Below are 21,865 nucleotides of genomic sequence, written 5' to 3' on the forward strand. Positions count from 1 at the left end.
GTTCGACACGGAGAGTGCTGCGTAGAGATAGAATTTAAAGCTTGCTTTCGGGATTTCTTGCGCTGTAGTTGGTACAGCTCCTGCGAGCGCGATAAGCTAAGCGAGACGGGCGAATTTTATCTGCATTATCTGCGCAGATGCAAAGTAGCTGCCTTGCTGTTTTGTGCGTCGGCGTTTGTCGTATCGCGCGTCGTTTTGAATTCTGCGCAGCATTCGGTATTTTGCGCATGTGCCGTTCGACGTTTGTTTTGCGCGCACTGCGAGTTTTGCTAGGCGTCCGGCGCTCTCATTTTGCGCCGCCTGCATTAGGGTGTTGCGTGCTTTGTCCGCGTCGCGCCGCTTTGCGTGTCGTTTCGTATGTCGTCTGGTATCGCCGCTCGGTGCTTTACGTGTGGCGCCTTGCGCCACATCTGGCGTCGTCGCTTGAAATTTCATGCGAGGTGGTCTGTGCATCGTTTGACGCTATCGCTAGGATTCGCGTCTTACGTGTTTCGCGCGTGCGATCGAGCGTTCGAAAACTAGGGTTTGGCGCCTAGCACTTGCGTCGCCCTGCGTCTTTTACCGAGCGTGCGTCACGCAGCGTCTGATGCGCGCCGTTAAATTTTAAAATTTAAAACAAAGGATAAATTTGAATTACTGGAACGAAATTTACGCCCACTTTGATCCCGTGGCGTTCAGCGCGTTTGGCATAAACGTGCACTGGTACGGCATTATGTATGTTTTGGCGCTACTTACGGCGCTATTTATCGCCAAATATTTCGTGCGAAAAGACGGTCTTGACTTTAGCGATAAGATGCTCGATCGCTACTTCATCTGGGTCGAGGTGGGCGTCATTTTGGGCGCGCGGCTGGGATATATCGCGATCTATTCGGGCGAGGCGGCGTGGTATTTCAGCCATCCGTGGCAAATTTTTAATCCCTTTCATAACGGCGAGTTCGTGGGCATTCGTGGTATGAGCTATCACGGCGCAGTCGTCGGATTCGTGATCGCGACGGTTTGGTTTTGCAAAAAATTTAAAACCGATATGTGGGCGCTGCTCGATCTCGTGGCACTTAGCGTGCCGCTTGGGTATTTTTTCGGGCGCGTGGGGAATTTTTTAAATCAGGAGCTTTTCGGGCGCGAAACGACCGAGCCGTGGGGTATCTTGGTGGGCGGCACATTGCGTCATCCAAGTCAGCTTTACGAAGCGGTTTTGGAAGGACTGGTAATTTTCGTGATTTTATTTTTCTACCGTAAATTTAAGAAATTTAACGGCGAGCTGATATGTCTGTACGCGATGCTATACACGGCGTTTAGATTTTTCGTAGAATTTTTTAGGCAGCCGGACGATGGACTCGGTTTTATATTTTTAAATTTATCGATGGGGCAAATTTTATCTTTAGTAATGTTTTTGATAGCAGTTTTCTTAAAGCAGTCTTTGAAGAAAAAACTAATTTGCAGAAATTAAATTAATCTAAAGTTAAAAAGTAATATAATCTCTTTACAAAAATGTAAATTTTCGTTTAGCGGGGATTTATAATCATCTTTTTTAAGGAGAACCTATGCTAGGTCGCATTGAAGGCTTTACGGGCAGATCCATAGACGGCAAAAAAAGCCGCATTATGGCTTTGCAAGATGTGGCGCAAAGCATCAGCGGGCTGATTTTGGCCTGTTTTATGCTGTGTCATATGATATTTACCGGCACGATTCTGATCGGTAAGGGCGCGTTTGAGGGCGTCGTACATTTCGCCGAACCGGGCGGAATTTATTTCGTTACAAACATCGTCGCTTTCGTGATTTTCGTGATTTTCGTAGTTCACGCGTTTTTGGCGATGAGAAAATTTCCGGCTAACTACGCCGCTTACAGGGCGTTTAAAGCGCACAAAATGCGAATGAAGCATTGCGACACGACGCTTTGGTGGTTTCAGTTTTGGACGGGATTTTTCCTATTTTTCTTTGCGGCGGCTCATATTTTAATGATCGTATTTGGTCCGAAAATTACTGCAGATCTTGCTATCGCTCGCTTCGGACAGCTTCATCTATTTTATTTTGTTTTATTGATTTTCGTAGTAACTCACGCTAGTATTGGAATTTATAGGCTTTATATGAAATGGATTAGCATAGACGGCACGAAGGCGGAAATTCAAAGGAAAAGAGCCCTCATCAAAAAGACGGTTTTTATCGTTTGGGGCGCATTTTTCTTGCTTTCGATAATCGCCGATTTCAAATGGTTAAGTTTAGAATAGGGAGCTTAGGATGAATGTAATATATTGCGATTCTTTAGTTATTGGCGGCGGTTTAGCGGGCTTAAGAGCTGCGATCGCTACCGGAGAGAAGGGGCTTAGCACCATCGTTTTGAGTCTAATCCCTGTTAAGCGCTCACACTCTGCAGCAGCTCAAGGCGGCATGCAGGCATCGCTTGGAAATTCCAAGATGAGCGAGGGCGACAACGAGGACGTGCACTTTGCCGATACGGTAAAAGGAAGCGACTGGGGCTGCGATCAAGATGTCGCTAGGATGTTTGCACAAACGGCGCCTAAGGCGATCCGCGAGCTTGCGGGCTGGGGCGTTCCTTGGACCAGGATTACTAGAGGCGAGCGAAGCGCTATTATCAACGCTCAAAAAACCACGATCACCGAAAAAGATGAGGTTCACGGACTTATCCACAGCCGCGACTTCGGCGGTACGAAAAAGTGGCGAACCTGCTATACCGCCGACGCTACGGGACATACTATGCTTTTTGCCGTTGCAAACGAAGCGCTAAAGCATAACGTCGATATTCACGACCGCAAAGAAGCTATCGCGCTAATTCACGCAAATAACCGCTGCTATGGCGCAATCGTGCGCGATTTGGTTACCGGCGAGCTGATCGCATACGTCTCGAAAGGCACACTGATCGCTACCGGCGGCTACGGCAGAGTATATAAGCACACCACAAACGCCGTCGTTTGCGAGGGTATAGGTGCTGCTATCGCGCTTGAGACCGGCGTCGCGCAGCTTGGAAATATGGAAGCGGTGCAGTTTCACCCAACCCCTATCGTTCCGAGCGGAATTTTGCTTACCGAGGGTTGCCGCGGCGACGGCGGAATTTTGCGCGATGTGGACGGCTATCGCTTTATGCCGGATTATGAGCCCGAGAAAAAGGAGCTTGCTAGCCGCGACGTCGTAAGCCGCCGCATAATGGAGCATATAAGAAAAGGCAAGGGTGTCAAAAGCCCTTACGGCGAGCACGTTTGGCTCGACATATCAATCCTTGGACGCGAGCATATCGAGAAAAATTTACGCGACGTACAAGAAATTTGCGAGATTTTCAACGGCATCGATCCTGCTGATACCGAGGTAATAACCGACGAGCAGGGCAGAAAGCGCGGTAAAGGTTGGGCCCCTATCCTTCCTATGCAGCACTACTCGATGGGCGGTATCAAAACAAAAGCTACGGGCGAGAGTCCAACGCTAGCCGGGCTTTTCAGCGCCGGCGAGGCTGCGTGCTGGGATATGCACGGCTTTAACCGCTTGGGCGGAAATTCCGTCGCCGAAACCGTCGTCGCGGGAATGATCGTGGGCGAGTATTTCGCGGAGTATTGCCAAGGACACGACGTCGATATCAATACGCACGATATACAAAAATTCGTAGATAAAGAGCAAAACTACATGAAAAGCCTGCTTGAAAAAGAGGGTAAATTTAACGTATTCGAGATCAAAAACAAGATGAAAGATGTGATGTGGGAGCACTGCGCGATCTTCCGCACCGGCGAGGGATTAGCCAAAGCCGTAAAAGAGCTTGAGGAACTTTATAAGCAGTCCTTGGACGTCAAAGTAAGCAATAAAGAGCTTTTCGGAAATCCGGAGCTCGAGGAGGCTTATCGCGTACCAAAGATGCTAAAGCTTGCGCTTTGTATCGCCAAGGGCGCGCTCGATCGCACGGAAAGCCGAGGCGCGCACTTCCGCGAGGATTATCCGAAACGCGACGATCTAAACTGGCTAAAACGAACGCTTGCGAGCTGGAAGGAGGGCGATACGATGCCTACCTTGACCTATGAGCCGCTTGATATTATGAAGATGGAGATGCCGCCTGCGTTTCGCGGATACGGTGCCAAAGGCAATATTATCGAGCATCCCGACAGCGCCGTGCGCCAAAAAGAGGTCGATGAAATTCGCGAGAAAATGCAAGCCGAGGGCAAAGGCAGATATGAAATTCAAGAGGCATTGATGCATTATGAATTGCAGCCAAAATATAAAGCACCTAACGAAAGAGCAGGTATAGGATATGAGTAGAAAAATAACAATAAAGGCATTTAAGTATAATCCGTTAAGCAAAATTTCAAAGCCACACTTCGCTACTTACGAGATCGAAGAGACCGACGGAATGACGCTGTTTATCGCGCTTAATGTGATTCGTGAGAAATTTGATCCCGAGCTAAGCTTCGACTTCGTTTGCCGCGCCGGTATCTGCGGTAGCTGCGGTATGCTCGTAAACGGCAAGCCGCAGCTTGCGTGCCGTACGCTTACTAAGGATTATCCGGACGGCGTGATCGAGCTTATGCCGCTTCCGGTTTTCAAGCTGCTAAAAGACCTCAGCGTTGATACGGGCAACTGGATGAACGCGATGAGCAAACGCGTAGAGAGTTGGATCCACACCGATCACGAAACCGATATCTCCAAGCTTGAGGAGAAGGTCGAGCCTGAGGTCGCGCAGGAGGTTTTCGAGCTGGATCGCTGCATCGAGTGCGGTATCTGCGTAGCTGCATGCGGCGTAGCAATAATGCGAAAAGACTACATCGGCGCCGTCGGTATCAACCGCGTGGCACGCTTTCAGATCGATGCGCTGGATAAACGCAGCGACGAGGATTTTTACGAGCTAATCGGCGATGATGACGGAGTATTCGGCTGTATGACGCTGCTAGGCTGCGAAGACCACTGCCCTAAGCACCTTCCGCTTCAAAGCAAAATCGCATATGTTCGCCGCAAGCTTGCCGCTCAGGGCAAGTGCGGCTGCGGCAAATAAAATTTAAGCGGGTTCTTCCCGCTTAAATTTATCTTCTAAATTTAGCTTTTTTAAATTATAGACTATGGTCATTCGAAATTAACTTTATGGTTGGATGCTCAAATTTATAATATTTTTTTAATACTTCGTTTATTATAGCAAGCGCTGAGAAATATATAGTAGAAAATTCCAATTCCAGAAGTTCTAAGAGCTTTAAGGTTAAAATTTTACAGATCATTTAAATTTATAGATACTCTTTGCCTAACAGCCATAAGTATTGATCGATTTGGCGTAACGAGTAACGCTTAAGATTATAAAATTTTATGAATTCTCTCAAGATGCGACTAAATTCCTTATAATTTTTTAGGTTATCTCGCTTGAATTCGCAAAATTTATCTTTTTTTGCAAAGTATAAAAGATCTTTTTGTACGAAAGAATCAAAGATTGCATAAACGTCTGCTTGATGATGCGAGCAGTATTTACTAGCAAATGAATAAAAATTCCTACTTTTACCGTTTTTCATCGTAACGATTGCAATATTATTTATTAAACCTAAATCACCTGCCTTTAGTCGCTTATCAATGTCTAAATTTAGGATATGCTTTGCAACTCTAAATGTGTCTAAAATGTTTGTGCTATAAAAATCGTTTAATAAACAGACCTTTATAAGCACATCTTCTATCATTTGATTTGTAGGACGCTGTGCAAAAATTTCCACGATGGCTTTTTCTTGTAAAACATAATTACCGAGCGCCTCCCATTTTCTCAAATATTTTTCTACCTCTGCTTCGCAAGGGCACGGAATATTGCGATCTCTTTACTTATAAATTTCCTCCTAGGTTTGTTTCAATTTCAAATTTATCTCTTACGCAGTCAAATGCTTTACAAATAGCGCCAAACAATTATCTTCTTGGGAATGCATTATACTTTATTTTGTAAATACGCGTAATTTATATGCCTAACAATAGGCGGCTTCGTTGTTCCTAGAAGTTTGCAAGCTGTATTTGACAGTGAATTTTTGTCATTTACATAATTATACCATATGCTATAGTCTTCACTATAATACATTTTATAATAATTATTAATTATATAATTAACAAAAAAAAGGAGTTGTTTTTGTTTCGGGATAATATTTATAAAATTTACCGTCCAATAAAGAGCCGTTTGTTCTTTTGTTTCTTCTAATTCCGTCACTACCCCACGTACCCCATTGTTTAAAGAAGAAAGCTACGCCGCGTTCAAAGCATTGGTTTCTTATATTAATAGCCCACTCTTCTTTCATTGCTCTAGCGTTAATACCGCTTTCGCCCCCTACTATTACCCAATCTATACCACCTAAATTTAATTTACCAAGATCATTTAATAGCGGTTCGCAAGATAGCCATTTTATAGTAGCATTTAAGTCTCTTATGAAATCTATTCTGTTTTTAACTTGATATGATTCTACCGTGGTTCCAAGCCAAGCATTTTCAGGAATATTTTTATTTATAAAATATTCTCTCATTCTATGGGGTCGTTTGGTTAAAATTTGATATTGATGATACGGTGTTTGAGCTATTGTTTCCATTATTGAATCTAAAAAAGTAATTTCCATCTTTTCATGAAATAGATCGCTCATAGAATTGACGAAGTAAAGCGTTGGTTTTTTATTTTTTTTGGGCTCATCCAATCTTTCTTTTAGCATCTTAAATTTAAAACCGTCTTGATAGTCCATATTTCCCATAGCCTGAAGTCTTCGAGCCATCATTTCCGCATAGCAATTATTGCATCCACTGCTTACCTTATTGCATCCAATGGTTGGATTCCACACGGCTTCGGCCCATTCTATTTTAGTCGGTTTCATCGCTTAAGCCTTATCTTGATTTTTTCTTCTTTTTCATTTAAGTAAAACGCTTTTTCTTTGCCACCAATTCTTTCTATTTCTTTATTTGCTTCCAAGTCTTTTAGTATCTTATTGGTATGTTTTGTTAAAAAACCCATATCTAAACTAAAATTTTTAATCTCCGTATTGCTTTTATAGTCTTTTAAAAATTCTAATAAGTCTTGTTTATAGTTTTCCATTTTTGAAGTAGGAAATTTTTCATCAAAAAATAAAGAGTCCTTTTGTTTATAAAAATCTTTATGTAAATTTTTATTACCTTCGCCATTTTCCGGGTCAACTCTCCAGGCGGCTTCAAGGAATTTCTCCTGTCCTTTTCTGTGTTCGGAAAAAAATATTAGTCCATTAGTATTTTTATTGTCCTTTACTAATGAAAAATGCCCTATATGGTATTTTGGATACATCTTTTTAAAATACATAGCCACCGCTTTATGAGTTTCATAGTTTGTCATTCCTTCAAAACTAACTGTACTTATTTTGCTGCCTAAATATTTCTTGAAAGAATCCATATTTTTAAATCTTTTTATATTGGCAGATGATATGAACATTAGGATGTCGGTTCCTCTACTCATAAATTCATCAATTTTTTGCGAATATTCAATACCGTACTGATCCAAAAATATCAAATTAAAATATGCTTTTTTATTTATTTTATATTTAGAAATATCACATGATGAATAGTTTATAAAAATATTTTTATTCAATAATATTTTATCAAAATTATTATTCTCTATGATTTTTTTAAGCCTATCTATTTTATTTTCATCCTTATCATTAAAATAAATATTTATCTTCAAATTTTTATTAAATTTTTTTCTCGCAACAAGCGTTCTTATTATTTTTAACGGCGAGCCCTCATTTTTTTCTAGGTCATAACCGCAGCCACAGCACAAATCATATATGGATATTTCTTTGTTATTTTCAAATTTTTCCATTGCCTTCAAAACTATATTCAGCCATTCGAAAACTAACTCTTTGAATACTTCAAGTTTTGTTAAGGTTGCTTCATCCCATACTTTATTATGCATATCTTTAGCCATATGTATGCCCCATGTGATAAAATCCATTTCATTATATGAAAAACAATATTACAATTTAATAAAATTCTTGATATAAATATGCTTGAAGATAAATTTTTACAAGGTTAAATTTGTAGCGATATATCTTAAATTATAGGCTTTTAAATTCCATCTCCAGCTGCTTGCGCCAGTCTTGCAGCGAGCGCTCTGCGCCTGCAGCGTATTTTTCGATAAGCGCGTCCGTTTTACTTAGAAACTCAAATAGCTTGCCTTCCCACACGGCGGGGTTTAGGTTGCTTTGATGCATCGTTTTGATGTAAACCAGCTCCTTACTAAGAGCCTCAAGTTCGTCTAGATAGCTCTCGCGAGCGCTTTCGTCGCGCAGCTCTAGCCGCTTTAGAGCTCGCAGTTTGCCCTCTAAAATATCGCAAAATTTCATATACCTTTGCGAGCTAAGCTCGGGATCTGCGGCGTCTGCGCGCGCGGAAGCCTTTTGGACCTGAAAATACACGAGCGCGCCCACTGCAAGAGCGACTGCGAACATCAAAGCGAAATTAGCCATTTTTTCTCCTTAAGCCGTCTAGGCCCACGATCGCGAGCCCGAACCAAATTAGCGAAAAGCTCAAAATTTTGTAAGTCTCAAGCTCCTCGCCGTAAATAAACACCGCGATCAGCATACTCATGCTGGGGCTGATGTATTGCATAAAGCCGATCGTAGATAGCGGCAGATACTGCGTGCTTATGGCGAAGGTAAGCAGCGGTAAAATCGTAATTAGCCCGCTTGCAAATAGCAGCGCGCCGCTTGTGCTAAAGCCGAAGGCGCCGCTTCCTTTCAGCGCGCAGTAGATCAGAAACGCAAGCGCGGGCAGCAGCATCAGCGTCGTCTCGCAAAACAGCCCCTCAAAGCTAGGCACGCTTACTTTTTTGCGTATGAGCCCGTAAAATGCAAAGCTAAGCGGTAGCACGAGCGAGATTATAGGAAGCCTGCCCAGAGCGTAAATTTGCACGCCGATAGCCGCAAAGGCTAGCAGCAGGGAAAGCTTAGCCGCCGCGCTTAGCCGTTCGTGCAGAAACAAAGCGCCCAAAAGCACCGAAAATAGCGGATTTATAAAATATCCGAGACTCGTGGCTAAAATTTGATCGGAATTCACCGCGTAGATATAAATACCCCAGTTCGTGCTGATAAGTAGTCCCGTACAAAGCAGCGTGAGAGCGATTTTGGGGGTGTTAAGAAGCCGCGCGACGTTTTTTAAGCGGTGCGTAAAGCAGAGAAAAACGAGCAGCAGCACGAAGGACCAAACGACGCGATGCGCTAAAATTTGCACCGCGTCCACGTCCTTTATGAGCTTGAAAAATATCGGGAAGACACCCCACATAAAAAATGTCGCAAATGCAAGCATTAGCCCTTTCGTGCGGTTTTCTTCCATAAAATTCCTTCCAAATTGCCTAAAGGCGTTATTTTAAGATTTTTTGGGTTAATAAAAGCTTATTTGGGTATAATCGCGGGATTTACGAAATTTAAGGAGGGGCTATGAGCTGGAGTAGGACATCGTGGAAAGATTATAAAATTTTACAGCAGCCGATTTATCAGGATGAAAGTGCGGTGCAGGCCGCTAAAGAGCGCCTTTACAAGCTGCCGCCGTTAATTTTTGCGGGCGAGGTTCGCAACCTAAAAGCCGAGCTTGCGCGCGCTAGCGAGGGCAAGTCGTTTTTGCTTCAAGGCGGCGATTGCGCTGAGAGCTTTAATGATTTTAGCGCGAATAATATCCGCGATATGTTTAAGGTAATGCTTCAGATGGCGATTATTCTTACCTTCGCGGCGGGCTGCCCCGTCGTCAAGGTAGGTCGCATCGCAGGGCAGTTCGCAAAGCCGCGCAGCAGCGACTTCGAGGAGGTTGGCGGCGTGAGCTTGCCTAGCTACCGCGGCGACATAATCAACGGCTTTGAGTTTAACGAAGCGGCGCGCAAGCCGGATCCTGCGCGCATGATCGAGGCGTATCATCAAAGTGCTTCGACGCTGAATCTGCTGCGCGCCTTTTCTCGCGGCGGTCTTGCGAACCTGCACGAGGTGCATAAGTGGAATTTGGGCTTTTTGAAAAAAGGCGAGCTGGAGGCTAAATTTAACGAGCTGAGCGATGAAATTTCGCGCACTCTTAAATTTATGGAGGCGTGCGGACTGAGCGCCGCGAATTCTCCGAGCCTTGCCGAGACGGTGCTTTACACCTCGCACGAAGCGCTGCTGCTGCACTACGAGGAGTGTCTGACGCGCATCGACAGCACCAGCGGCGATTGGTACGACTGCTCGGCGCACATGCTTTGGATCGGCGAGCGCACGCGCGGCGCGGACGATGCGCACGTGCATTTTTTAAGCGGTATCAAAAACCCTCTCGGCGTCAAGATCGGCCCTAGCGGCACCGCGGATGAAATTTTGCGTCTTTGCGACAAGCTCAATCCGCAAAACGAAGCAGGCAGGCTAAACGTCATCATCCGCATGGGCGCGGATAAGATCGGCGCGCGGCTGCCGCAAATTTTGCGCGAGCTAAAGCGCGAGGGTAGGGCGATCCTATACAGCATCGATCCGATGCACGGCAACACCGTCAAGACCGCCAACGGCTACAAAACGCGCGAGTTTTCTAAAATTTTAAGTGAAGTTCAGAGCTTTTTTGAGATCCACGCTGCGGAGGGCACGCACGCGGGCGGCATCCATCTTGAGATGACCGGTCAAAACGTCACCGAGTGCACGGGCGGCTCGTTTAACGTGACGCAAGAGACGCTAAAACAGCGCTACGAAACACAGTGCGATCCGCGCCTAAACGCAGATCAGGCGCTAGAGCTTGCGTTTTTGCTCGCCGATAATTTGAAAAAGGCGGATTAGTCCGCCTTTCGTTGCGCGGCTTGGAATTTTAGTCGTAGTTTTAGGCGTTTTGACGTAAGCCGGCGCTATGAGTGCACTTTGCGTTTTAAATTTAATCGTATCTTGGCGCGGGCGATTAAAATTTACGCGGCTCTAAATATGGGGCGGCTTTGGGTGCAGTCTCGGAGCAGCCAAAATGTAGAGAATTGAAATTTATACCTCGCGCGAAAACGTAAGCCGCGTAAGCCCGCCGCCCAAATACGAGCAATTGAAAATTTTTGCAGCGTCGCGCCGTGATAAAATTCCACTTTGCAGAGACTTGCGAACTTCTTGGCGGCTAAATTTAGCCGCCAAGAAGTTCGCGGCTTAAAATTTTAAATCCGCCCTGTATGGAATTTTAAAATTTGCGCCGCCGTGAAATTTTAAAAATTTAGCGCTAAATTTACGGCCCGCGGAATTTTATCTTTAAATTTCTTCGCGTAAATTTTGATCGCTCGCTTCTGTGTGTGCCGCCTATCTGTACGCTCAAGCTAGCGCCAGACTGAGCGGTAAATGCAGCGGCACGGGCTCGCCTCCGTCTTTTCGTACATAGCAAAAGAGAACGCCGCACTATCTGCGGTATTCGACATAAGTACAGCGCAAAAGCTCTTGCTTGAGATGGGTGCGACGAACAGACACTGCCGCGCGTGTTTTTGGCTCATGAACTTCCGCTTAATCCTTGATGATGCGATAGATTGGGCGGAGCAGACTTCGTATCCGTTTAAAATTTCAGAGCGTGATTTCGCCGTAAAATTTTAATAAAAAGTCTATGCTTCTGCCGCTAAATTCTGGCTGAAATTTTACCTTTTGAGTTTATGCCGCCTCGCCGCTATAAAATTTCAAGTCTTAAATTTAAAACAAAATTCTGCGGGGCGGTGAAATTCCAAAATTTCGTTGCGGTAAATTTTGTGCTCTAAAATTTCATCCATGAATGTAGAATTTTAAGTCGGCAAATATAAAATTTAGAAGGCAAAGTCTGCTGCCGCATCGCGTACCGCGCCGCGAAATACTACTCTACAAAACCTGCGCCTAACCTCAAAAATTCCGTCGCGCAAAATTTATATAAAGTTTATGTAGGATTTTTGCTGCTGTGCGCTGCTTCGCTTCGTTACTTTGAGCGCTGCTTATTGAGTTTTAGTGCGACTACGGCGATTGCGACGTTTGCGTCATGCGTGATGCTAAGGCTTGCGGATTTGATATGAAATTTTTTACGGATTTTTTTACGTATTTTTAGATGCGGCGCGCCCAGAGCGTCTTTGTAAATTTTAGCATCTTTGAAGCCGAACTCTGCGCCGATGCCGGTGCCTAGAGCTTTGCTAAGCGCCTCTTTGGCGGCATAGACGCCCGCGATACTTTCGTCGCGCAGTGCCGAGGAGCGCTCGGATTTTTTCAAAATTCGCTTTAGAAATTTCGCGCCGTATTTTGCGCGCAGCGCCGCGATCCTGCGTACCGCGGTTATGTCCGTGCCGATCTTTATCACGGTCTGGCGCTCCGCGGTTTAAATTTAATCACGATTGCAGGCTCTCTTTAATCTCGACGTCAATGATCTTATCGCCCTGCCTGATCGCGTCCAAAACCGCTAGGCTAGGCTGATCCACGACACGACCGAATACCGTGTGCACGCCGTCTAGGTGCGGCTGCGCGCTGTGGCAGACGAAAAACTGACTCCCCCCAGTATCGCGTCCCGCGTGCGCCATCGATAGCGCGCCGCGCACGTGCTTATGCTTTTGGCGGTCGCATTCGCACTTTATGCGCCAGCCCGGACCTCCCGTGCCGGTGCCGCGCGGGCAGCCGCCTTGGATTACGAAATTTGGAATTACGCGGTGAAAATTTAACCCCTTGTAAAACCCGCTGCGCGCGAGGCTAGCGAAATTCGTAACTGCCTGCGGGGCTTCATCTGCGAAAAGCTCCAGCTTCATATCGCCCTTTTCGGTTTTGATAACTGCGTATTTATCGCGCGCCAAAGCCGCCGCGTCGATGTCGTAAATTTTTAAGCTTTCCATTTTTTTCTCCTATGCGATGTTGGTGTAAACTGCCTGCACGTCGTCGTCGTCCTCTAGCCGCTCGAGCAGTGCATCGATGTCGCCCAGCTGATCATCGCTAAATTCGTGCTTTTCGTTGGCGACGAATTTTAAACTTGCGCTGATGATCTCAAGCCCTATCTTTTCGATACTTTCGTTTAGAGTGCCGAAACTTTCGTATTCGCCGTAGATTAGAAGCGTCTTTTCGAGCTCTCCCTTGTCGTTTTCAAACTCATTGATCTTAAGCTCGCTAAGACCGAAGTCGATGAGCTCAAGCTCCAGCTCCTCGATGTCACGGCTCGGTAGCTTGGTCTCAAAAACGGCCTTGTGCGAAAACATAAATTTCAAACTGCCGCTCGGCAAAAACTCGCCCTTGGCTTTATTTAAAATCGACTTTACGTTCGCGACGGTGCGGGTCGGGTTGTCGGTGGCGCATTCGATTATGAGAAGTGCGCCGTGGGGCGCCTTGCCGTCGTAAAAGATCGTTTTGATATCGGCGCTATCCTTGCCGCTAGCGCGCTTGATAGCCGCGTCGATGTTGTCTTTGGGCATATTTTGCGCCTTTGCCGTGGCGATCGCGGCGCGCAGTTTGGAGTTCATCAGCGGATCTTCGCCGCCCTCTTTCGCAGCCATCGTTATGGCCTTGCCCAGTTTTGGGAAAAGTTTGCTCATCTTCCCCCATCTAGCTTCTTTTGAAGCGCGTCTGTATTCAAAAGCTCGTCCCATAAAATTCCTTAAAGCTTAAATTTAAAACGGGTGATTATAACGAAAAACCCTTAAATTTCAGGAGCGGGCGTTGAAATAAAATTTATTAAAAAGTAGTATAAGTTTTGAAATTTTAATCCGAAGGAGAGACCCATGGCTTTGAAACAAAGCGTAAAATTTAAGGCGCAAAATATCCACTGCGAAAATTGCGCGAGGACGATCAAAAACGCGCTTAAGGACGATTTCGGCGAGATCGAGGTGGACGTGGCAAGCGGAGTGGTGAGTTTAAGCTTAGATCCGCGCGACGAGGCTAAATTTAAAGAGGAGATGGACGATTTGGGCTTTAGCGTCGCAGAAAAGCTAGCCTAAAAACTAACGCAATGTCAAGTAAAATCACTCTAAATATCGTCGGGATGAGCTGCGTAAACTGCTCCAATGCGATCGAGCGGGTAATTCGCAAGATCGAGGGGGTGCAGGACGCGCACGTAAATTTCGCAAACGGCAGCGGCGAGTTCGTACTTGCTGATCCGGCGCTTGAGGAGACGCTAAAAGCCAAGATCAAAAAGCTGGGCTACGACATCGCCGTCGATTACGAGGATCTGGAGCGCAAAAAGCGGCGCAACCTCAAAGCGGCGCTATTTAGGCTGATCCTCGCTCTTATTTTAGCCGCGGCGGTAATGGCGGTGGAGATGAGCGGGTTTTTGAGCTTCGTTCCAAAGGCGCTACTTTGCGCGGCGATGGCATGCGTGAGCCTATTTTACTGCGGCAAGAACTTCTTTTATCACGCTTACGGCTCGCTGAAAAACAGAAGCTTCGATATGAACGTGCTCGTGGCGATGGGAAGCTTTTTTGCGTTTGCTTATTCGCTAACGGCCGCGGCGTGGGTCTATACGCACGGCGCGCAGAACGAATTTACCAATCTTTATTTCTCGTCCGCCTCGATGATAATCGCCTTTATTTCGCTCGGCAAATACCTTGAAGAGCGCAGCAAGATGAAGGCGAACGACTACATCAAGGGTCTAATCGATTTAAGCCCTAAAACCGCGCTTTTGATCAAAGACGACGGCACGATAGCCGAAGTGCGCGCAGAAGCGCTAAAGCCGGGCGATAAAGTGCTCGTAAAAAACGGCTCGCGCATCCCTTGCGACGGGCTTATCGTAGAAGGCGGCGCGCAGATCGACACTTCGCTCATCAGCGGCGAGAGCTTGGCGGTTTATAAAAGCGTGGGAGATGAGGTAAATGCAGGCTGCGTCAGCACCGACGGCGTCATCTACGTGAAGGTGACGAAATTTTCGCATCAGACGCTGCTTGCCGAGATTAAAAATCTGCTAAACGAGGCGGGCAACAAAAAGATGCCGATCGCGCGCTTTGCCGATAAAATTTCAAATATCTTCGTGCCCGCGGTGATTTTGATCGCGCTTGTTAGCTTTATAGCGTGGATGGCGCTTGACGGGCGGCTTTCATACGCTGCATCCGCCGCTATCTGCGTGCTTATCATCTCCTGCCCGTGCGCGCTAGGGCTTGCGACGCCGATCGCTATCGTTTGCGCGATCTCAAACGCCGCAAAGGCTGGAATTTTAATCAAAAATCCCGAAATTTTAGAAATTTTAAAAGGCGCCGACGTCGCGGTTTTTGATAAAACAGGCACGCTTAGCAAGGGCGAAATTTCGGTAAGCTTCAGCGATCTGAGCGCCCAGGATCTCTACGCTTTAGCAAGTGCCCAAAAGCTTAGCGAACATCCGATCTCAAAGGCGATCGTAAAATTTGCCGAGCTGAAATTCGGCGAAATTTCTAAGCTTAACGGCGAGTTCGAAAGCATCGCGGGAAAAGGTATCGTCGCTAAAAATCCCACCGGCGAAATTCTTTGCGGCAGCGCGGGCTTTCTGCGCGAGCGCGGCGTAGATGCGGGCATCGAAGTAGAAGCGGAGGAGCTTTTAGACAAGGGCTTCGGCGTCGTTTACTGCGCGATAGGCGGCTCGTACGCGGGTTTTATCGCATTTAGCGACGAGATCAGAGCCGAAGCGCGCAGCGTCGTGCAGACGCTACAAAAAAGCGGCGTAAAAACCGTCATGCTAACGGGCGATAACGCCAAAACGGCAAATTTTGTCGCTCGCAGCCTTGGCATCGACGAGGTAAGAAGCGGAGTGCTTCCAAGCGGCAAATATGAGTTCATCAAATCCTTGACCGATGAGGGCAAACGGGTGCTTTTCGTGGGCGACGGCGTTAATGACGCACCGAGCTTAAAAGCCGCCAGTATCGGCGTCGCGATGAACGGCGGCAGCGACGTAGCCAAGGGCGCGGGCGACGTGATTTTTATAAAAAATGACCTTGCAAGCGTGCCGTATCTATTCCGCTTATCGAAAGCTGCCATGCGGACGATCAAGCAAAACCTCTTCTGGGCGCTGTTTTACAACGCTGTATGCATCCCGATCGCAGCAGGCGCGCTATATCCGGCGCTCGGCGTGCTTTTAAAGCCGATGTACGGCGCTGCGGCGATGTGCTTTAGCTCCGTAACGGTCGTGCTAAATTCCATCAGATTGAAATTTGCTAAATTTTAACGCGACGGATTTTGCGCTAGGCGCGGAATTTTGCGCGACGAAATTTTAATTTACTCCGCGCAGAGCGCGTAAAATCTTTCATTATGCAAGGAAATTTACCTCACAAATTCTATCTCGCTACTAATGCGTGTAGAATTCCGCGGAACTGGTTGCGCTTATAAAATTTTATTTTGCGATTAATCCGGCGCGGAATTACGCTAGATTTGTACGGCTTGCAAAATTTTATTTTACCGCTAGGGCGCGCGTAAATTTTAAAATTTTAGCCTGCCGATCGCTGTGCCCTCATATAGTGCCCTTCATTGCTGCGCCTCTAACTGCCATTATTTAACGCCGCTCGCCGCCGCGCCGTAAAATTTTAAAAATTCCGCAAAATTTTATAAGGCTGAAAGGAATTCCATAAAATTCCACCACCCGCACTAAGTTTTAATAAATAAATTTAAAGGTAAAATAACGCTTCAAATGCAATTCGAGGTAGCGATGCGAAAAATTCTAATGGGTTCGTTTGTTTTTTGCGGCACACTTTTTGGCGCTTCTTGTGAGCAGATGCTAAGCGATCCGCGCGGCTTTTTTAGTAAGGAGCCTGCGGACGAAGAGCTGCTGCAAAGCGATTTTGGCTGTAAAGGCTCACTAGCTGGCGCAGAATTTTTGCAAAATTTAAAAAGCGCGGCTTCTGAGATCAGGGACGAAAATATCGATTGTGTCGGTAACGAAGCCTTGTTGAACGAAAAAAGGCTTGAGCGAACCTTGGCATTTGCGGGGATGGATGGCGAGGGCTTTTTGAGCTATGCCAAAGAGAAAAACTACGCACAAATCAGTGAAAAATCGCTTGAAGCCTTAGAATTTTACTCCGAGCGCAAGATTGGAAATTTCATCGCTTATGGCAATTTTATGGGCGAGATCCCGGCAGCCAGGGAGGCGCTAAGAGATTATTTCGCCGCCAAATTTAACAAAAACGACGCCGATGAGCTGACAAGCGCCGTGATAGCGGAATTTATCGCATATGCTGCAAAGGATCGCAAGGCGGGAGATTACGGTGAGCTTGAGCTGGCGTTAAAAGGCGGAGTAGGTGCAGATGAGTTTCGTGCGCTACTTTTTAGCAAGGATTTTGCAATTTACGAGCTTGATAATGCCCTGGATTTGGCACTTTTGCTAGGATATGACGAGCGCTTTAGCGGCGCTTTGATCGAGCGAGGCGCGCAGGTGAATGCTGGCGAGGAAAACTCGCTATTTTACGCGATGAATAATGTTCAAAGCGCTAAATTTATGATCTCTAAAGGTGCCTTGGTTGGCTATAAAAACTCGCTTGGGCAAACTCCGATATTTTTCGCCGCCGCAGCAAAAAATTATGAGCTCGTAAAGTTGCTAATCTACTCGCACGCTAGCGTAAATGTCCGTCAGATTGGCAGCGCCGAAGCCCAGGCTTTGGCATCGCTAGGCGAGCGTAGCGACGGCTGTGAGCGTTCGGGCGCGGGCAAGACACTGCTGATGTTTGCGGCGCAAAAAAGTACCAAGCAGATCGTTGAATTGCTCGTAAAATCGGGCGCAAACGAAAAAGCAGTCGACGAGGCGGGGCTAAATGCGCTAGACTACGCGCTTGTGGGTGGCGAAGTAGCTACGCAGAGCTATTTGCGCTCGCTTGGATTAAGTCCTACGCAAGCAAGCGATGATTTTACGAGCGATCCGCAAGATGCACCTGAGCGTGAGAATTAGCGGGCTTGATTTAAAGGATCACTCGCCGCTTCGTCGTTTTAGGTTTGCAGCGTTTTTGGGTTACAAAAGCCTTATGAGCTTTAAATTTAGAATTTTGCCGCTTTGTAAATTTTATAAATTTAGCGGATTTTTCGAGCGCGAGTTGGTAGAATTTAACGCTTTAAAATTTTATCGCTTTGCTTGCGCAGGTTGCATGCTCTGAAATTTTGTAAACGCGCATACGAGCTTTAAAAATGGCGATATTTTGCGTTTATGCGCGATAAAATTTTTGTCGAGGGATTCTGGCTTGCGATCAAGAGTGGGATTTCGTCAAATTTTGTGCGAAAAATTTATCCTTTTGTGACAAAGTAAGCATCGCAGTATTGCGGAATTTTACCTTGACTTGGGGCTTTTACTATGTTAAGTAAAATTTTAAATTCGCTTATAAAACGCTTTTGATTACGCCGCGCGCGGTATTTTGCACCGTAGAGATTTCGCTACTCAATAAATTGCTTAAAAATGAGTTCGCAAAATTGCAAACGCAGCAAAATTGTAGAGTTTGCTGCGCGATTAAGGCGCTCAATAATCGCCGTAAAAGGAAAGCGCGCGAATACGAATAATTGCTGCAAGGCGCGCAGAATTTTAAAATTTAACCCCCGATCGGAGGTTAAATTTTAAAATTTTATCAATCATCAAGGATTAAAATGTTAAAAAATTTGCTTATCTTTACGGCGATTTTTTTGCCCGCGCTGGCGCTTGCGGACGTGGAGCCCGCCGTGCGAAACAGCGAGCTTTACGGAGTGCTGACGCTTATCCCGCCGGTTGCGGCGATCGTGCTTGCTTTTATCACCAAAGACGTGATTTTGTCGCTGTTTTTGGGCGTGCTAAGCGGGACTTTTCTCGTCGGTATGGTAGATCACGGCATCACGGCTTCGGCGCTTTTCGCTTTTACCGATCTGTGCTCACGCATGGTAAAATCGATGGCAGATACGTGGAATGCTGGCATTTTGCTTCAGGTTATGTGTATCGGCGGGCTCATCGCTCTGGTGACCAAAAGCGGCGGCACGAAGGCGCTTGCGCTCTGGCTTAGCAAGCACGCAGATACTCCCGTTTTGGGGCAAATTTACACCTGGCTCATGGGTATCGTGATATTTTTCGACGATTACGCAAACGCGCTGATCGTGGGTCCTATCATGCGGCCGCTTATGGATAAATTTAAAATTTCACGCGCAAAGTTCGCCTTCATCATCGACGCGACCGCTGCGCCGATCACCGGCATCGCGGTGATCTCTACGTGGGTCGGAGTTGAAATTTCGGCGATCAAAGAGGCCTACTCGCAGATCGGCATAGAAAACATAAACGCCTTCACCGTATTCGTTGAGACGATCCCGTATAGATTTTATAACATTTTCATGATCTTTTTCGTAGTGGCTACCGCCGTGATGAGCAGGGAATTTGGCTCGATGTATCGCGCAGAGATCGCATCTCGCGGCGGCAAGAGCGGAGCTGCGGATTTTAAAATTAAAAATTTAGAGGATCAAATTTTTGTACCCAAAGAGGGCGTCGCGCTTCGCAAGCTAAACGCGATAATCCCGCTAGGAGCGATGATCGTTCTTTCCGTCATCGGATTTTATCTCAACGGCTACAGCTCGCTGGAGGGCGAGGCTTTGGAGGCGGTCAAGGCAGCTCCTCTTAGCTTTACTTCGATCCGTACTGCATTTAGCGCGGCGGACGCCTCGGTAGTGCTGTTTCAATCCGCGCTGTTTTCGTCGATCATCGCCGTCGTTTTGGGTATCGCGCAAAAAATTTACGGCGTCAAAGAGGCGATCGAGGTCTGGGTTGGCGGCTGGAAAAGTATGCTAAATACCGTCATAATCCTGCTTTTTGCGTGGTCGCTAAGCTCTGTTATCAAAGAGCTTGGCACTTCGCGCTACCTAGTCGAGCTTCTAAGCGACGCTACGCCGCGCTTTGCGCTTGCGATCGTGATCTTCGTGCTTAGCTCGTTTATCTCCTTTTCAACGGGTACAAGCTTCGGTACTATGGGCATCGTCACGCCTTTAGCCGTGCCGTTAGCGCACGCCGTGGGGCAAAAATACGGACTTAGCGGCGAGGAATTTCACGTTTTTATGTGCGTAAATGTAAGCGCGGTGCTTACGGGGGCGATCTTCGGCGATCACTGCTCGCCGATTTCGGATACGACGATCCTCTCTTCGATGGGCGCAGGCTGCGATCACATCGAGCACGTAAGCACGCAGATGACCTATGCGCTGGTCGTTTGCGGCATCAGTATCGTTTGCGGCTATCTGCCTGCGGGCTTTGGGCTTAGCGTGTGGGGATGTCTGATCTTGGGTATCGCGGCTATCATTCTTTTACTGCGCGTGGTGGGTAAAAGAGTGGATGTATGAATTGCGAAAGCTTCGGTAGTTGCGGTAGCTGCACGCTCGGCGAGCCCTATGAGGATCAAATTTTATACAAAAAGCGTCTGATCGCCGATAAGCTTAGAGAATTTTTTGATGGCGAGTTTGAGTTTTTTGCCTCACAGCCGCAAAATTACCGCATCAGGGCGGAATTTGGCATCTGGCACGATATTTGGCACGGCGCATTTGATCTTGCCTACACGATGGGCGGCGCACGTAGCAAGAAAATTTTAATTAACGAATGCCCCAAGGTAGCGCTTCCTATCGCAAATTTAATGCCGCGGCTGCTAGAGATGCTTAGGCGGAGCGAAGCTTTAAAAGAGAAGCTCTTCGGCGTCGAGTTTATCTCGTGTGCTAGCGGGATTTTGGCGACGCTGCTTTATCACAAGCGCCTGGGCGAGCGCGAACAGGAGGCGATTTGCGAACTAGCGGACAAGCTTGGCATCAGGGTTATGGCTCGCGCACGCGGACAGAAGCTTTTAAGCGGCGAGCTAAGCCTCACGGACGAGCTTTGCGTGGACGGGCGAGTTTATAAATTTCGTTTCGGCGAAAACGCCTTCATCCAGCCCAATCGCGGCGTGAACGAAAAGATGATCGCCTGGGCGAGAAGTTGCGTGGACTTCGGCAAAGAGGGCACGAGCGAAGTACGCGCCGCGCAGAATTTCATAGCAGAGAATTCCGCTGCGCAAAATTACGGCTGCGAGCAGTCCGCCGCGCAAAATTCTACGGATCGAAATTTTGCTTCTGAAAATTCCGCCGAATTTGACGCCGCTTGCCGAAATTCCGTTAAAGCAAATTTCGCTTCTGCAAAATTTAGCGGCGAAAATTCCGTGAAATTTAACTGTACGTCCGTAGACGAGAGCTATGCGGATAAAAATTCCGCTCGCAAGGATTTGGACGTGCGAAATTCCGCCTTACAAAATTTGGATTGCGAAAAGCAAAGCGTGCAAAATTCAGCCCGCGAAAAACTCATTGCGCAAAATTCTAATCACGAGCAGTCTGCCCCGCAAAATTCTAGCTGCGAAAAACATTCCGTGCGCTCAGAAAGCTCCGCTGCGCGCGATCTGCTGGAGCTGTACTGCGGACACGGCAACTTCACCATCCCGCTTGCGGCTAAATTTAACCGCGTGCTGGCGAGCGAAATTTCAAAAAGCTCGATTGCGAATGCCCGCATAAACTGCGAGCTTAACGGTGTTTGTAACGCGCAATTCGTCCGCCTTAGCGCGGATGAGCTGATGAGCGCGTTTGCGCGCAGGCGCGAGTTTGAGCGGCTAAAGGGGATCGATATTTTCAGCTACGATTTTTCGCACGTCTTGATCGATCCGCCGCGAGCGGGGCTAGAGCCTAGCGTGATTGATTTCATAAAAGATTTTCAAAATTTGATCTACATCTCCTGTAATCCGCAGACGCTTTTTGAAAATTTACGCTCGCTTTGCGATACGCACGAGGTGCGCAGGTTTGCGATCTTCGATCAGTTCGCGCATACGGAGCATATCGAATGCGGCGTGCTTTTGCGGCGCAGGAGTTAGGTGAGCTTAAAACCGAAGTCGTGGATTTGCGGCGAGAGTTTGAGCTGCGCCTCGTATGTTAGGAGCCTAGTGGCTGAGATTTTATCCGAAACGTCGCTCATCGGCAAAGGCGAGCAAACTCGCGGCAAGGCGCTGTTTTAAGTGCTGCTATTTTTAAAAATTTCGACCGGTCGAGAGATAAAATTTCGCCTA

21 protein-coding genes and 2 pseudogenes are annotated in these 21,865 nt (G+C 46.9%); 14 read left to right on the forward strand and 9 right to left on the reverse strand.

Translation table 11 applies throughout. The annotated features are described in order from the left end of the window. Positions 1–96: 96 nt before the first annotated feature. Entirely contained in the window at positions 97–435 is a 339-nt protein-coding gene (locus QZ367_RS01165) for a hypothetical protein (protein WP_291936187.1), read from the reverse strand. Between the two features lie 193 nt (positions 436–628). Between QZ367_RS01165 and lgt the strand changes: the two genes are divergently transcribed. The 4 genes from lgt (at position 629) to QZ367_RS01185 (ending at position 4,984) form a co-directional block, all read left to right on the forward strand. Further along, positions 629–1,447: a prolipoprotein diacylglyceryl transferase gene (lgt, locus tag QZ367_RS01170; RefSeq protein ID WP_291936189.1), complete on the forward strand. Its 819-nt coding sequence runs from the start codon at positions 629–631 to the stop codon at positions 1,445–1,447. 94 nt (positions 1,448–1,541) lie between these two features. Beyond that, a complete protein-coding gene (locus QZ367_RS01175; RefSeq protein ID WP_291936192.1) occupies positions 1,542–2,225 on the forward strand; it encodes a fumarate reductase cytochrome b subunit in 684 nt (227 codons plus the stop codon). A gap of 10 nt (positions 2,226–2,235) precedes the next feature. Further along, the gene (locus QZ367_RS01180; protein ID WP_291936194.1) at positions 2,236–4,254 is read left to right on the forward strand and encodes a fumarate reductase flavoprotein subunit; all 2,019 of its coding nucleotides are present in this window, start codon (positions 2,236–2,238) and stop codon (positions 4,252–4,254) included. Next, positions 4,247–4,984, forward strand: coding sequence for a fumarate reductase iron-sulfur subunit (locus QZ367_RS01185; protein ID WP_291936196.1), 738 nt, complete (start codon positions 4,247–4,249; stop codon positions 4,982–4,984). The genes QZ367_RS01180 and QZ367_RS01185 overlap by 8 nt, the downstream gene beginning before the upstream one ends. Before the next feature lie 223 nt (positions 4,985–5,207). Here QZ367_RS01185 and QZ367_RS01190 read toward each other — a convergent pair whose 3' ends face one another. The 5 genes from QZ367_RS01190 to rarD all read right to left on the reverse strand — a co-directional run bounded on the left by QZ367_RS01190 (position 5,208) and on the right by rarD (position 9,288). Further along, positions 5,208–5,732, reverse strand: a complete 525-nt coding sequence (locus QZ367_RS01190) for a hypothetical protein (protein ID WP_291936197.1) — start codon at positions 5,730–5,732, stop codon at positions 5,208–5,210. A 324-nt stretch (positions 5,733–6,056) separates the two neighbouring features. Continuing rightward, positions 6,057–6,806, reverse strand: a complete 750-nt coding sequence (locus tag QZ367_RS01195) for a phage Gp37/Gp68 family protein (protein ID WP_291936199.1) — start codon at positions 6,804–6,806, stop codon at positions 6,057–6,059. Then, positions 6,803–7,882 carry a three-Cys-motif partner protein TcmP gene (gene tcmP, locus QZ367_RS01200; protein WP_291936201.1) on the reverse strand — a complete coding sequence of 360 codons (1,080 nt, stop codon included), beginning with the start codon at positions 7,880–7,882 and terminating at the stop codon, positions 6,803–6,805. Before tcmP ends, QZ367_RS01195 begins: the two co-directional genes overlap by 4 nt. A 130-nt stretch (positions 7,883–8,012) precedes the next feature. After that, positions 8,013–8,423, reverse strand: a complete 411-nt coding sequence (locus QZ367_RS01205; RefSeq protein ID WP_291936203.1) for a hypothetical protein — start codon at positions 8,421–8,423, stop codon at positions 8,013–8,015. Then, the gene (gene rarD / locus QZ367_RS01210; RefSeq protein ID WP_291936205.1) at positions 8,416–9,288 is read right to left on the reverse strand and encodes an EamA family transporter RarD; all 873 of its coding nucleotides are present in this window, start codon (positions 9,286–9,288) and stop codon (positions 8,416–8,418) included. The genes QZ367_RS01205 and rarD overlap by 8 nt, the downstream gene beginning before the upstream one ends. Positions 9,289–9,392: 104 nt before the next feature. On the opposite strand from rarD, the gene QZ367_RS01215 reads away from it, so the two are divergent. Both QZ367_RS01215 and QZ367_RS01220 read left to right on the forward strand, forming a co-directional pair. After that, the gene (locus QZ367_RS01215; protein WP_291936207.1) at positions 9,393–10,736 is read left to right on the forward strand and encodes a class II 3-deoxy-7-phosphoheptulonate synthase; all 1,344 of its coding nucleotides are present in this window, start codon (positions 9,393–9,395) and stop codon (positions 10,734–10,736) included. 531 nt (positions 10,737–11,267) lie between these two features. Continuing rightward, the gene (locus QZ367_RS01220; protein WP_291936209.1) at positions 11,268–11,513 is read left to right on the forward strand and encodes a hypothetical protein; all 246 of its coding nucleotides are present in this window, start codon (positions 11,268–11,270) and stop codon (positions 11,511–11,513) included. 349 nt (positions 11,514–11,862) lie between these two features. On the opposite strand, the gene acpS is transcribed toward QZ367_RS01220, so the two are convergent. Genes acpS through QZ367_RS01235 form a run of 3 tightly spaced genes read right to left on the reverse strand, consistent with a single transcriptional unit; the run spans position 11,863 to position 13,501 of the window. Further along, entirely contained in the window at positions 11,863–12,234 is a 372-nt protein-coding gene (acpS, locus tag QZ367_RS01225; RefSeq protein WP_291936211.1) for a holo-ACP synthase, read from the reverse strand. A 28-nt stretch (positions 12,235–12,262) separates the two neighbouring features. Then, positions 12,263–12,757 carry a peptidylprolyl isomerase gene (locus QZ367_RS01230; RefSeq protein ID WP_291936213.1) on the reverse strand — a complete coding sequence of 165 codons (495 nt, stop codon included), beginning with the start codon at positions 12,755–12,757 and terminating at the stop codon, positions 12,263–12,265. 9 nt (positions 12,758–12,766) lie between these two features. Beyond that, the gene (locus QZ367_RS01235; protein ID WP_291936217.1) at positions 12,767–13,501 is read right to left on the reverse strand and encodes a YebC/PmpR family DNA-binding transcriptional regulator; all 735 of its coding nucleotides are present in this window, start codon (positions 13,499–13,501) and stop codon (positions 12,767–12,769) included. Between the two features lie 132 nt (positions 13,502–13,633). On the opposite strand from QZ367_RS01235, the gene QZ367_RS01240 reads away from it, so the two are divergent. The 8 genes and pseudogenes from QZ367_RS01240 to QZ367_RS01275 all read left to right on the forward strand — a co-directional run bounded on the left by QZ367_RS01240 (position 13,634) and on the right by QZ367_RS01275 (position 21,814). Next, complete coding sequence (locus QZ367_RS01240) at positions 13,634–13,849, forward strand: heavy-metal-associated domain-containing protein (RefSeq protein WP_040304091.1); 216 nt, start codon at positions 13,634–13,636, stop codon at positions 13,847–13,849. A gap of 11 nt (positions 13,850–13,860) precedes the next feature. Next, positions 13,861–16,038, forward strand: a complete 2,178-nt coding sequence (locus tag QZ367_RS01245; protein WP_291936223.1) for a cation-translocating P-type ATPase — start codon at positions 13,861–13,863, stop codon at positions 16,036–16,038. Between the two features lie 459 nt (positions 16,039–16,497). Continuing rightward, a complete protein-coding gene (locus tag QZ367_RS01250; protein ID WP_291936226.1) occupies positions 16,498–17,748 on the forward strand; it encodes an ankyrin repeat domain-containing protein in 1,251 nt (416 codons plus the stop codon). Next, on the forward strand, positions 17,738–17,950 hold the full coding sequence (locus tag QZ367_RS01255; RefSeq protein WP_291936229.1) for a hypothetical protein: 213 nt from the start codon (positions 17,738–17,740) through the stop codon (positions 17,948–17,950). Before QZ367_RS01250 ends, QZ367_RS01255 begins: the two co-directional genes overlap by 11 nt. A 481-nt stretch (positions 17,951–18,431) precedes the next feature. Further along, positions 18,432–20,132 (forward strand): Na+/H+ antiporter NhaC family protein, encoded by a 1,701-nt coding sequence (locus QZ367_RS01260; RefSeq protein WP_291936232.1) that lies wholly within the window; start codon positions 18,432–18,434, stop codon positions 20,130–20,132. Then, a pseudogene (locus QZ367_RS01265) lies at positions 20,129–20,737 on the forward strand (tRNA (uridine(54)-C5)-methyltransferase TrmA); the annotation flags it as partial. The gene QZ367_RS01260 and the pseudogene QZ367_RS01265, both read left to right, overlap by 4 nt. 453 nt (positions 20,738–21,190) lie before the next feature. After that, positions 21,191–21,673, forward strand: a pseudogene (locus QZ367_RS01270) (methyltransferase domain-containing protein); the annotation flags it as partial. Beyond that, entirely contained in the window at positions 21,674–21,814 is a 141-nt protein-coding gene (locus QZ367_RS01275) for a hypothetical protein (protein ID WP_291936235.1), read from the forward strand. It begins immediately after the preceding pseudogene. The last annotated feature ends 51 nt before the right edge of the window (positions 21,815–21,865 follow it).

This window comes from Campylobacter sp. (assembly GCF_019423325.1).
GTDB lineage: Bacteria > Campylobacterota > Campylobacteria > Campylobacterales > Campylobacteraceae > Campylobacter_B.